Origin of the sequence: Halomonas sp. AOP7-E1-9, assembly GCF_052376035.1 — a bacterium.
GTDB lineage: Bacteria > Pseudomonadota > Gammaproteobacteria > Pseudomonadales > Halomonadaceae > Vreelandella > Vreelandella citrativorans.
Genome location: NZ_JBQSVC010000005.1, coordinates 63260 through 75328, shown reverse-complemented (window position 1 = coordinate 75328; position 12069 = coordinate 63260). Strand labels below are relative to the sequence as shown.

The window sequence follows — 12069 nt, the reverse complement described above, 5'->3', positions numbered from 1 at the left end:
TTGTACGCGCTTACTAGCCACCAGACGATGCCCGGCGCTCAACCAGCGCACGCCGGGCAAGCGACACTCTTGAAAGGCTTGCCAGAAGCGCCAGAAACGACGTCGCCGCTCCTAACCAGAGGGTTATTTGAACCTCAAACCCAAGCGCTAATGCCGCCCCGACTATCGCCACCCCAAACGACTGACCTACCGTGCGAATCGTGCTCATAACGCCCGACACACTGGCACTACGCTCCGGCGGAAGGCTTCCCATCATTTCGCGATTATTGGGCGGCTGGAACAGGCCAAAACCGATACCACACAGCGCCGTACGCCATAGGCTTTCCATGACACCCATGGTTTCATCCACCAGCGCCAGCGCGATCAGCCCGATAATGATCAACCCCAGGCCGGTGCTTGAAAGCACGCTTGGATTGATACGGTCCGCCAAACGACCTGCCAACGGCCCTACCAGCATGATCCCAAGCGGCCACGGGGTAAACAGCCAAGCGGTCTCCAAGGGCGAAAGCCCCATTTGCTCTTGATAATAAAACGACAGGGCTACAAAGGTCAGACCCTGACCAATAAACGCAAGGCCGGAGGCGGATACCGCAAGCGTGAAGCGCTTTTCAGCAAAAATACTCAGCGGCAGCAACGGATACAGTGCTCGACGTTGGCGCATAATAAACCCCGCTGCACTTGCTACGGTAAGCAGTACCCAGGCACCCACCAGGCCAAACGATGCCGCGTGCCCCACCGCGTCCATGGCCAGGAAGAAACTCGCCAGCATCAGCATGGACAACAGCGCCCCCAGAAAATCAAAACTTCCCTGGCGGGGTTTATCCCGAGGCAGTGCGCGCTTGGCAAACCATAAAGAGCACAGCCCAAGGGGCAGATTAAGTGCAAACAGCCACGGCCAGTCCGCAAAGGATAAAATAACGCCGCTCAGCGTTGGCCCTGCGGCATAACCACCCGCGACAACGAGCGCACTTAACCCTAACGCACTACCCAATAGGCGTGAGGGAAATATCGCCCGGTAAAGCGAAGGGCCAATAGAGAGCGTGGCGGCAGCGCCTAGCCCCTGCAAGGCACGAAACACCAGCAGCGTTTCTAAATTACGTGACAGTGCCGCCCCCAATGCGCCCACCATAAACGTGCCTAGCCCAAACAGATAAATACGCCGTCGCGTTACCAGTTCGCTGATCCCGGCAAACACCAGCAAGAAGGCGGCACATACCACCTGAAACATGTTGGTGATCCACACCGAGCGTGCGGCAGAGGCGTTTAAGTCTGCTGCAATGGTCGGCAGCGCCAAATTAATCATGGTGGTGTCCATCACCGCCATTAGCGTGCCGGTAATCAGGGCCAATACCGCCAAGACACGCTCCGGCCCGGGCAGGCCGTCGTCTCCAGGACGGGTTTGAAACAGTCGCATCGGTGGGGTATTCCTAAAGCGAAACGGCTAACACGTTAAAACCGGCCTAAGCCGGTTTTAACGTGCATGAGCGCAACTGCTTGAGAACAAGATGTGCGTCATGAGTTACGTCATGATGAGATAGCGCCTAACTAGTGCCGAACGTTAATCCTGGTCGCTGTCGAGCAACAACGCATCATCAACGTCTGAAATCTCAAGCGCTGTCTCATCATCTAAATCGATGGCGAGATAGCTGTGCTCAACGCTAAGAAATGTCTTGAACAGCGCCCAATCAAGCGGCTCTGGCCATTGGCGTTCATCCTCTTCCCAAGCGCGCAACTCGGTTTCGAGGATTTCTACATAGCGGTCGTGCACGAAGGTTTCGAGCGCTTCCGGGGTATCCATTTCAGGAATCAGGTAAATGGTGCTTTCACGTTCGACGTCGTCCAGTGTCAGGTCGTCGTCTCCCATGGTGGGTTCCAGCGCATTGATCCAGTCCACAAAGGGCTGGGTCGGCCTGACGCTCAGAGCGGAGCGGTTTAGCAGTTTCATGGGATTCTCCTCGCCGTCGAAACGTTGACCATTATGGGCGCTAAATCGCGCCCTTACCAACTTTTAGTCTACCTCATTCAATCCAGCGTGCTACTCAGCCTCAGGGCGCATTGCCGGGAACAGCAATACATCACGTATGGACGCGCTGTCGGTAAACAGCATGACCAACCGGTCAATCCCGATGCCCTCACCGGCGGTAGGCGGCATGCCGTACTCCAGTGCACGCACGTAGTCAGCATCGTAGTACATGGCTTCCAGGTCGCCTGCATCTTTCTCGGCGGCCTGTGCGCGGAAGCGCTCGGCCTGGTCCTCGGCGTCATTCAACTCCGAGAAGCCGTTGGCAATTTCACGCCCACCCACAAAGAACTCGAAGCGGTCGGTGACAAACGGGTTAGCATCGTTGCGGCGCGCCAGCGGGCTGACTTCAGCCGGGTATTCGGTAATAAACGTCGGCTGGTCGAGCTTGTGCTCGGCCACTTCTTCGAAAATTTCCGTTTGGACTTTCCCCAGGCCCCAGCTGTCTTTGACCTTGATACCCAGTTCCTGAGCCGTTATGCGCGCCGCATCAAGACTATCCAGATCAGCATCGCTAATGCCATCGCCGTGATCCAGAATCGACTGCTTAAGCGTTAAACGCTTGAACGGCTGGCCGAAGTCGTAGCTTGCACCCTGGTACTCAAGCGTGGTGGTGCCCAGCACTTCTTCGGCTGCAGTGCGCAGCATCGCTTCGGTCATATCCATCAGGTCGTTGTAGTCGGCATACGCCCAGTAGAATTCGACCATGGTGAATTCAGGATTGTGCCGCGTCGAAAGACCTTCATTACGGAAGTTGCGGTTGATTTCGAAGACTTTCTCGAAACCACCCACCACCAAACGCTTAAGATAAAGCTCAGGCGCGATACGCAGATACATATCCATATCCAGCGCGTTGTGGTGAGTCACAAACGGGCGCGCCGTCGCACCGCCAGGAATTGCCTGGAGCATCGGCGTTTCCACTTCCATAAAGCCACGCGTTTCAAAGAAACGGCGCATGGAGCTGATCACCGCCGCCCGCGTTTCAAACGCTTTGCGCGACTGCGGGTTCATGATCAGATCCACATAGCGCTGGCGATAGCGCGCTTCCTGATCCGTCAGGCCGTGGAATTTATCCGGCAGCGGACGCAGGCTCTTGGTCAGAAGCTGGGCATCGACCATCATCACGTACAGGTCGCCCTTGCCGGATTTATGCACCGGGCCGCGCGCCGCCACGATATCACCAATATCCCAGCCCTTGATGTCTTCAAGCACATCCGCCGGCAGGCCTTTTTTATCCACGTAAAGCTGGATCTGCCCCGCCACGTCCTGAATCACGATAAACGGGCCGCGCTGGCGCATGATACGCCCCGCCACGGATGCGTGATGATCAAGCGTTTCCAGCTCGGCTTTTTCCTTCTCGCCCAGCAGTTCCTGCAGCTCAACGGTCAGGCTATCGCGGCGAAAGTCATTCGGGAAAGCACTCTTCCCTTGCTCTGCGGCCAGTTCACGACGCGCGGTGAGCTTGGCGCGGCGTTCGGCAATTAGATGATTTTCGTTTTCAGGAGAAGACGCGTCTTGGTTAGCCATGGGGCACCCTATTCATGTTCGAACGCTAAAAAGATTACAAACCCTGCTTGAGACTGGCGACGATAAACTGGTCCAGGTCGCCGTCGAGTACCTTGTCACAGTTGCTGGACTGCACGCCGGTGCGCAAATCCTTGATACGCTGGTCATCAAGCACATAAGAGCGAATCTGGCTGCCCCAGCCGATATCGGCCTTGGAGTCTTCCGCTTCCTGCTTGGCGGCATTACGCTTTTGCATTTCATGCTCCCAGAGCCTCGCCTTTAACTGCTTCATAGCGAAGTCACGGTTGGCATGCTGGCTACGCTGGTTCTGGCAAGCCACCACAATACCGGTAGGCTCGTGGGTAATCCGTACCGCCGAATCGGTGGTATTAACGTGCTGACCGCCCGCACCGCTGGAGCGATACGTATCAACGCGCAGGTCCGAGGGATTAATATCAACCTCGAAGCGGTCATCAACTTCCGGGGACATGAATACCGACGCAAACGACGTATGACGACGGCCGCCGGAGTCGAACGGACTTTTACGCACCAGCCGGTGAACACCGGTTTCAGTACGCAGCCAACCGAACGCATAGTCGCCCTGAATATGCAGCGAGGCCGACTTGATACCTGCGACTTCGCCTGCGGAAATTTCGGTTATTTCAGCCTTGAACCCGTGGCTTTCTGCCCAGCGCAGGTACATGCGCAGCAGAATATTGGCCCAGTCCTGAGCTTCCGTACCGCCCGAGCCGGATTGAATATCCAGGTAGGCGTTATTTTCATCCATTTCGCCAGAGAACATGCGACGAAATTCGAGCTTTTCAAGCGCAACCTGAAGGCCATCAAGCTCTTGGCGCACTTCTTCAACCGTGTCCTCATCCTCTTCCATCTCGGCGAGTTCTAGAAGGTCGCGGCTGTCGCCAAGGCCTTGGTCCAGTTCGTCGATGGTTGCCACAATGGCTTCCAGGGAAGAGCGCTCTTTACCCAGCTTTTGTGCATAGTCTGGATCGTTCCAGACATTCGGGTCTTCGAGCTCACGAGAGACTTCTTCTAGCCGATCTTTACGCTCGGCATAGTCAAAGATACCCCCTAAGAACGTCTGTCCGCTCAGACAGGTCCTTGATCTGGTTATGTATCGGGTTGGTTTCCAACATGGATCGCCCTAGCCTTGGTCAATATGACATGGTTCAAAAGAAAGACGCGCCGCTGTGGCATCTTGGCTTGATGATTCCAAGCCAGCACCACAGCGGCGAAATTCTGAAAACCCATTGTAACGAAACCTGGCGTTTCTCGCATCCACTCGCCATGACGACGAATGCCTGAACCCGGCGAGTGCCGGGTTCAGAAGTAGAGCTACCGATTTAGCGCGTAAGAAACGTATTTCACCAAGACGCCTAAAACATCGGCTTAAAAACGATCAGTTTAAAAACGATAGGTTAGCTGAGCACCGAAACCGTGGGCTTCGTTTTTATAGCCGGCGGAGTAGGTAGATGTAATGGGCGGTGTCTGCTGTCCAGCCACAGTGAAGCTATCCGTCTTTGTTTGATCCACTTGGGTTGAGCGCTCGGTTAGATAAGAGTAAGCGAAATCAAGCGTTAGGTCCGGTGTAGGGCTCCAGCCAGCACCCAGCGAGAAGATACGCCGGTCATCAGAAGGAATACGCACACTGCGTGTCGTATCCTGCGTTGGTGTAAAGTCCAGCGCTACCCCTGCTCGCAACGCCAGTTCAGGTGTCAACTGATACTCGCCGCCGGTGGAGAATGCCCAAGCATTGGAGTAATTTTGCTGTTCGTTAGTGATCTCTTCACGCTCAGTGCCGGTAACAAGGATTTGATCAAAGCGACTCCAGCGAGCCCAGGAAGCCCCAAACATGAGTTTGAGGTTGTCGCTCATTTGCTGGGTTATCGAGAAGTTAACCGTCTCAGGCGTAGTCAAGTCCAGTGCAGCCGTATCCGTTACGGTTCCAATACCTAACTGATCAAGCACAGGGGAGCTTGCGGAAAAGCTACCGTCCAAATTGAAGTCAACTTTTGAGCGATACGTTAAACCAAACGTGGTTTCAGGCACCGGTTGGTAAATCACCCCCAGGTTATATCCCCATGCGTCATCATCACCTTCAACACGTGAATCCACCTCAGTAACGATCGGAGCCCCATTGGCTGCCTGCCCAACCGCAACGGGCACCTGTCGGTGCAGTTCGCCATCAACGCGGTTATAGGTGATCCCCAACCCGACGCCCCACTGCTCGTTAAAGCGGTAGGAGACGGTTGGCTGGGCAGTCATTACCTTCACCTCCGTATAATTCCCCTGGTTACGCCCCTCGAAACCACCTTCATACTCTGTTTTTGAACCAAACGGTGCATATACGCCGAAACCAAACGCTAACTGCTCATTGACCGGTTGTGCATAAAAAGCAAAAGGAACCAGCGTACCGGGCACCATGTCACCTTCATTGGTTCCTTCTACTGACCCCAAAGGCAGTGAGCCCGCAGGCGTTTCCAAAGAACGCCCAGAGGTAGCATTATTGACATCGGTATTGACATGAAGATAGGTGCCCCCCACCGTGATCTGCGCACGATCAAGAAACGACATACCTGCCGGGTTACCGTACACAATAGTGGCATCGTGTACGTTAGAGCTGCGCCCAGCATGACCATAGCCTTGGCCACTAACGCTTTGCTCGTTAATTTGATAACCGCCAGCGTGTGCCTGGCTTGCGAAGACAGCTGCAGAAACCGCAGCTGCTAGAGTGAGTTTATTAAATTTATTATACATGGTCGGCCTCTTGTCCCGATGATCCCGTGGATAGCGACATCCGCTGGTACTGTTCTTATAGCGTAGGCATACACCTCAGTTTTCGCCCAATGTGGCCCTTGGTTCAAGGGCAAACGAGCGTTTTATTTTGTTTTTCGCTCATACATTAGTCGTACGACCGTTTTAAATCATTGTTTTATTCGTTTTAAGCCCTTTTTACCGAATTATTGAACAGCCCACCTTGACCTGCGTGTTACCCATAGGTTTTACACTACGTGTATTCCCACCGTTTACTAACAGCAGACGAAGACTCACAGGAGTACGCGATGAAAGTCGGCGAGCTTGCCAAACAGGGCGGTGTAACGGCAGAGACAGTGCGCCACTACACCCGCGAAGGCTTACTTCTCCCGAGCCGCCATCCCGATAACGGCTATCAGCTTTTCTCAAGCACCGACCTTGAGCGGCTGCACTTTATTCAGCGAGCACGCAAACTGGGGTTTAGCGTAGCGGAGATACGCGACATTCTCCTGCATGCCGACCAGGGAGACTCGCCCTGCCCGCTGGTGCGCGACCTGCTGGCTAGCCGCCTGCCGCAGATCCGTACACGGATTGCCGAACTTGAAGCGCTGGCCCAGCGCATGGAACAGGCGCTGGGAAGCTGGGAGCATATGCCTGACGGCACACCCGATGGGCATAGCGTGTGCCGCCTTATTGAAAGCTTTCCCGACGATCCCTCTTCCAGGGAGGCCTTATGAACGAAACAGCCAATTCACGCCATACGGTTTTCCGTACGGTAGGTGGCATGAGCTGCCAGGGCTGCGTTAAGCGGATGCGCGAGGCGATTCAGGTAGAAGACCCAGCGGCTGAGGTGGTGGGTACACCAGCTGAAAAGCGCCTTGAAGTGACCACCTGTTTGGACGATCACCGCCTGAACGCCGCATTGGAGAAAGCCGGCTATCCGGCCAGCAGCGAACCCGCCTCTTCGATAGCGCCTGAATCGCCGCCAGAAACAGTTGACATACCGGCCACGGCTGGACCCAACATACGCTTGGCAATTAGCGGCATGACCTGCGCCAGTTGCGTTAAAAGCGTTCAGGATGCGCTGAAAAATACACAAGGGGTGGGTGCCGCCAGCGTTAACTTCGCGACCCACACCGCCCAAGTGATGGGCAGCGCCGATACGCAAGCCCTTATCAACGCGGTCGCCTCAGCGGGCTACACGGCGGAGCCGATTGTGGACATGCGTGAAGCCGAGCGCGTTCGCGCCGAGCAGGACGCCACCCTGTACCTCCAGCGGCTGCGGGGCAGTGCCATCGCGCTGGCATTGGCCATTCCACTGATGCTCAGCATGTTTATCTATCATCCGCATGTCATGGGCCTGGGCCGCATTTATTGGCTGGTGATTGGTGTCTTGACCCTGGGTGTGCTCGCGTTTCCAGGGCGCCACTTCTTTGTAAATGCGTGGAAGAACCTCAAACGCCATCAGGCCAATATGGATACGCTGGTGGCGATGGGTACGGGCACCGCTTGGCTTTATTCCATGGCGGTGGTGCTGTTTGCACCTTGGCTGCCTGAAATAGCCCAAGGGATCTACTTTGAAGCCTCGGCGATGGTGATTGGGCTTATCCTGCTGGGTAACGCCATGGAGCTTCGCGCCCGTGGGCGTACCAGCAATGCGCTAAAGCGCCTGCTTGATTTGCAAAGCCGCACGGCGCGCGTCATTCGCGGCGGCCAGGAGCAGGAAATAGACGTGGATGAGGTTCGTGAAGGTGACCAACTCCGCGTACGCCCCGGTGAGCGCTTACCCGTCGATGGCGAAGTCACCGAAGGCCAGAGCCATATTGATGAGTCCATGCTGACCGGCGAGCCGCTGGCCGTCAGTAAGCAAACCGGCGATGACGTCAGCGCAGGCACGATCAATGGGCAGGGCGGGCTGGTGTATCGCGCGACTCGTGTGGGTCGTGATACTCGGCTTGGGCAAATCACCGAGCAGGTCGCCAGCGCTCAGAATTCACGCCCGCCAATTGGTGAGTTGGCGGATAAGGTATCGAGCATCTTCGTGCCAGCGGTAATAATTATTGCCGTACTGGCGGCGCTGGTATGGTTTAACGTTGGCCCTGAGCCACGCGTGATTCATATGCTGGTGGCGGCTACGACCGTGCTAATTATTGCCTGCCCCTGCGCGCTGGGCCTGGCCACGCCCATTTCCACCATGATTGGCGTGGGCAAAGCCGCCGAACAGGGCGTACTGGTAAGAAGTGGCGAAGCGCTACAAACCGCCAGCAAATTGACCACGCTGGTGGTCGATAAAACTGGCACGCTCACCGAAGGCAAACCCAGTGTCACCGATGCACAGCTGTTTGGCATGGATCAAACCACTGCGCTGGGCCTGGTGCATGGCCTGGAGCGCGGTTCTGAGCATCCGCTGGCAGCAGCCCTTATCGCTTACGCGGATGCGCAGGGCGCCGCGCCTGCCGAGATCCAGGAGTTTGAAAGTGTTACGGGCGGTGGCGTAAAAGCCGAAACCCGCGATGGAAAAGCGCTGCTGTTGGGCAATGCGCGCCTGCTTGAGGCTGCCGGAGTTGATCTTTCATCTGCCCAGCAAGAGGTTAACGCGCTACAAAACAAGGCGCGTACGCTGGTGTATCTGGCAGTGAATAATCAGCTAGCGGCGCTATTCGGGATTAGCGACCCGTTACGCCACGATGCCGTCGCGGCCGTTAAGCGCTTGCAGCAGGATGGCCTGAACGTGGTCATGCTGACCGGCGATAATCAGCATAGCGCCGCAGCGATTGCCCGCGAAGTCGGCATTACGACATTCAAAGCAGGCCTAACGCCAGAAGACAAGTACGCGGAGATTGAGCGTTTACAGCAAGCAGGGGAAATCGTAGGCATGGTGGGGGACGGCATTAACGATGCCCCGGCGCTGGCACGAGCGAACGTCGGCTTTGCGATTGGCCAGGGGACGGATATCGCCATGGAAAGCGCGGGGATCACCCTCATGCGTGGGTCACTTCACGGCGTGGCCTCAGCCATTGAAATCAGCCGCGCCACGCTTGCCAACATCAAGCAGAACCTGGTCGGCGCCTTTGGCTATAACGTGCTGTGCATCCCGATTGCAGCAGGCCTGCTCTACCCGGTAACCGGCATGCTGCTTTCACCGATTATCGCCGGGGTCGCTATGTCGCTCTCCTCCATCACCGTGGTGAGTAACGCCAATCGCCTACGATTCTGGAAACCCTCTCAACAGGAGGTCTCATGAGCTTATTGGTTAACGCGGCAGGCCTCGGGCTCATTGCCCTGGTCGTCTGGTGGTTCTGGCTTAGCTAGAGCGCTAACTCACGCCGATATATCGCCCGGGCTTATGGTTAAGGGCGATAATCAAGTTCAACGTCAGCGCCCCTAGCACCGAGTAGCCAACGCGGTCTAACGGTAGCTGGGTAAGCGCCACCAGCAAAATTACCCCATCGATGCCCAGTTGCACATAGCCCGCCCGCAGGTCGTGGCGGTCCTGCAGGTACAGCGCCAGAATATTGATGCCGCCCAGGCTTGTTCGATGACGAAACAGCATCAGCATGCCAATGCCCATCAATGCCCCGCCCATGAGTGCCGCGTACAGCGAAGGCACGCTTGCAAACTGTACCCAGCCTTGGGTTAATTCAGAAAACAGCGATACCAGGCCAATAGCGATAAAGGTGCGCAGCGTAAAGCTCCACCCCATACGCTTGATCGCCAGATAATAAAACGGCAGGTTGATGGCAAAAAACCAAAGCCCGAAACTCCATTGCGTCACGTAATTAAGCAGCAGCGCCAAACCCGCGGTGCTGCCGGTTAGCAGCACCGCTTGGGTATAAAAGGTAACGCCCAAGGCAACGAAGAATGTGCCGAGCAGCATCGCCATTACATCCTCATAGAGGCGGTGCGGGTCCTTGGGTAAATCGTCCACGCGCATTTAAACGCCCTTATGAAGTGTGCCGGGTTGATGAACCGAGGTGATGAAAGCGTTTTAAACGGCGCTTGCGTGCTCAACCATCAACTGCAACGACTCCCGCCCTCTCCAGCGGTTACGGTTAAGTTTATAAGCGCAGTGCAGCGTATCGCCGATGGTGAACGCGGGCAGCTCGCCTGGCGTTAAGGCGCGAAACCAGATTGCCTTGCAGGTGATGGCGCCCATGGAGAGCTCAAGCATCAAGTGCGCGCCATCGGCACCCACCGGGCGCAGCGCTTCGACGATAAAACGCCCTTCAAAAAGCGGTGCGTCAAATTCACGCCCGTAGGGTCCCAGCGCGTCGATCTCTTCAAGCGTTGCCAGCGAAAGCTGCGCGGTGGAAAGCTCGCCATCCGTCCATAGCCTAGGATAGAGCGAACGCCCCACCAACTGCTCCGCCACGGCTTTGAGAAACGCCTGTTTAAACACGTCCAGCTGTTCGCGGGGAACGCCCACTCCGGCGGCACCGCTGTGCCCGCCAAAGCGTGGCAGCGCCTCTGGGGCCAGCTCAAAAGTACGCTGCAACGCATCGCGCAGGTGCAAGCCATCGATTGAGCGCCCGGAACCGGTGAGCATATTGGGGGCCGCCGCCTGCGTCAGCACCAGCGCGGGGCGCCCGTAGGACTGAACCAGCCGGGAGGCCACAATGCCCTGAACGCCGGGGTGGCCATCTTCCAGAAACACCACCACGGCGGGCTCATCGGCGATCAGCGCACTGGCGGCCAGCGCCCGTGCCTCTTCGGCCATATCAGCTTCAATCGCCTTACGCGACTGGTTATCCTGATCCAGCACTTCCAACTGACGGTTAGCGACGGCGTCGCTCTCGGCTAGCATGAAATGCAGCGCCGCGTAAGGGTCATCCAGCCGCGAGCGCGCATTGATCCGCGGGCCCATCTGAAAGGCCAGCGTTTCAGCATTGAACGGTACGCTGTCCGCACCCAGGCGTGCCGCCATGGCGCGCCAGCAGGCGGCGTCCATGCGGTTGATCAGGGTTAATCCGTAGCTCACCACGGCGCGGTTGGCGGGGCTTCCGCCCAGCGATACGCAGTCCGCCACGGTGCCCAGCGCCACATAGGAGAGCCACGGCGAAAGCTTGGGCGTAGCCTCGGGCAAGGCCCCCCACACCACCAATACGCCACGTGCCAACGACATCAACAGCCACGCCACCATGCACCCGGCGATGGTTTTATCCGGATAAGTGCAATCGTCACGGGTGGGATTTACGCAGGCGTAAGCCGACGCGGGCGGGCCTTCCAATGGCAACGCGTGGTGATCACTGACCACCACGTCAATGCCTGCCGCTTTGAGTCGCGCAATACGTGGCTCGTCGCTGCTTCCGCAGTCGGCGGTAATCACCAGGGTCGGGAATGGCTTAAGCGCCAGCGTGCGCTCAACCAACGGCAAGCTGATCCCGTAGCCATCGTGGATACGGTGGCCAATCAGGCTATGCAGCTTGTGCTCGGGCACACCAAACAGCTCAACCAGCGTGCGGCGAATGACGACGTGGGAGGTAATCCCATCCACATCGTAATCGGTCAAAATCCCGATGGATTCACCCTCGGCAACCGCCTGAGCAATACGTTCGGCGGCACGGCGCCCATCGGCGAGCTTTTCCGGGTGAGCCAGGTAGCGCAGGCTGGGCGTTACCAGCGGGGCAAGCTCGCCCTGATAGCCGGGCAGCCGTGAGGCGAGAAGGCGCGCCTGAAGCTCGCTCAAGCCTTGTGCCTGGGCACGGGCGTAGACAGCCTCGTCCAGCGGACGAGGCTCCAACATTAGCTGCGTGGTGTGCTGAGGTGTAACG

Annotated in this window: 10 protein-coding genes; 3 read left to right on the top strand and 7 right to left on the bottom strand. The window is 57.1% G+C overall.

Annotation, left to right across the window (positions count from 1 at the left end; translation table 11 throughout):
- Positions 1-13 precede the first annotated feature (13 nt).
- The 4 genes from ACT3R4_RS04675 to prfB form a co-directional block, all read right to left on the bottom strand.
- Positions 14-1414 (bottom strand): MFS transporter, encoded by a 1401-nt coding sequence (locus tag ACT3R4_RS04675; RefSeq protein ID WP_441677835.1) that lies wholly within the window; start codon positions 1412-1414, stop codon positions 14-16.
- A 144-nt stretch (positions 1415-1558) separates the two neighbouring features.
- Positions 1559-1945 carry a hypothetical protein gene (locus ACT3R4_RS04670; protein ID WP_087110069.1) on the bottom strand — a complete coding sequence of 129 codons (387 nt, stop codon included), beginning with the start codon at positions 1943-1945 and terminating at the stop codon, positions 1559-1561.
- Between the two features lie 90 nt (positions 1946-2035).
- A complete protein-coding gene (gene lysS, locus ACT3R4_RS04665; protein WP_441677833.1) occupies positions 2036-3547 on the bottom strand; it encodes a lysine--tRNA ligase in 1512 nt (503 codons plus the stop codon).
- Between the two features lie 34 nt (positions 3548-3581).
- Positions 3582-4680 (bottom strand): peptide chain release factor 2 gene (gene prfB, locus ACT3R4_RS04660; protein ID WP_441677831.1). Its coding sequence is split into 2 segments (ribosomal slippage): positions 3582-4604 and positions 4606-4680, totalling 1098 coding nucleotides; the frame shifts between segments, so codons are not numbered across the junction.
- Here prfB and ACT3R4_RS04655 point away from each other — a divergent pair.
- Positions 4679-4849 carry a hypothetical protein gene (locus ACT3R4_RS04655; protein ID WP_441677829.1) on the top strand — a complete coding sequence of 57 codons (171 nt, stop codon included), beginning with the start codon at positions 4679-4681 and terminating at the stop codon, positions 4847-4849. The genes prfB and ACT3R4_RS04655 overlap by 2 nt on opposite strands.
- Before the next feature lie 99 nt (positions 4850-4948).
- Here the strand turns inward: ACT3R4_RS04655 and ACT3R4_RS04650 are convergent, their stop codons facing one another.
- Positions 4949-6301 (bottom strand): OmpP1/FadL family transporter, encoded by a 1353-nt coding sequence (locus tag ACT3R4_RS04650; protein WP_441677827.1) that lies wholly within the window; start codon positions 6299-6301, stop codon positions 4949-4951.
- Positions 6302-6606: 305 nt separating this feature from the next.
- Between ACT3R4_RS04650 and ACT3R4_RS04645 the strand changes: the two genes are divergently transcribed.
- Positions 6607-7035, top strand: a complete 429-nt coding sequence (locus ACT3R4_RS04645; protein ID WP_192527213.1) for a MerR family transcriptional regulator — start codon at positions 6607-6609, stop codon at positions 7033-7035.
- Complete coding sequence (locus tag ACT3R4_RS04640) at positions 7032-9542, top strand: heavy metal translocating P-type ATPase (RefSeq protein ID WP_441677825.1); 2511 nt, start codon at positions 7032-7034, stop codon at positions 9540-9542. Before ACT3R4_RS04645 ends, ACT3R4_RS04640 begins: the two co-directional genes overlap by 4 nt.
- 72 nt (positions 9543-9614) lie before the next feature.
- Here the strand turns inward: ACT3R4_RS04640 and ACT3R4_RS04635 are convergent, their stop codons facing one another.
- Positions 9615-10232, bottom strand: coding sequence for a YitT family protein (locus ACT3R4_RS04635; protein ID WP_441677823.1), 618 nt, complete (start codon positions 10230-10232; stop codon positions 9615-9617).
- A gap of 54 nt (positions 10233-10286) precedes the next feature.
- Positions 10287-12041, bottom strand: coding sequence for a single-stranded-DNA-specific exonuclease RecJ (locus tag ACT3R4_RS04630; RefSeq protein ID WP_441677955.1), 1755 nt, complete (start codon positions 12039-12041; stop codon positions 10287-10289).
- Between the last annotated feature and the right edge of the window lie 28 nt (positions 12042-12069).

Bases quoted from the DNA above. Each gene is read 5' to 3' on its own strand.
- ACT3R4_RS04675 (WP_441677835.1), bottom strand. From the start codon at position 1,414: ATGCGACTGTTTCAAACCCGTCCTGGAGACGACGGCCTGCCCGGGCCG.
- ACT3R4_RS04670 (WP_087110069.1), bottom strand. From the start codon at position 1,945: ATGAAACTGCTAAACCGCTCCGCTCTGAGCGTCAGGCCGACCCAGCCC.
- lysS (WP_441677833.1), bottom strand. From the start codon at position 3,547: ATGGCTAACCAAGACGCGTCTTCTCCTGAAAACGAAAATCATCTAATT.
- ACT3R4_RS04655 (WP_441677829.1), top strand. From the start codon at position 4,679: ATGGATCGCCCTAGCCTTGGTCAATATGACATGGTTCAAAAGAAAGAC.
- ACT3R4_RS04650 (WP_441677827.1), bottom strand. From the start codon at position 6,301: ATGTATAATAAATTTAATAAACTCACTCTAGCAGCTGCGGTTTCTGCA.
- ACT3R4_RS04645 (WP_192527213.1), top strand. From the start codon at position 6,607: ATGAAAGTCGGCGAGCTTGCCAAACAGGGCGGTGTAACGGCAGAGACA.
- ACT3R4_RS04640 (WP_441677825.1), top strand. From the start codon at position 7,032: ATGAACGAAACAGCCAATTCACGCCATACGGTTTTCCGTACGGTAGGT.
- ACT3R4_RS04635 (WP_441677823.1), bottom strand. From the start codon at position 10,232: ATGCGCGTGGACGATTTACCCAAGGACCCGCACCGCCTCTATGAGGAT.
- ACT3R4_RS04630 (WP_441677955.1), bottom strand. From the start codon at position 12,041: ATGTTGGAGCCTCGTCCGCTGGACGAGGCTGTCTACGCCCGTGCCCAG.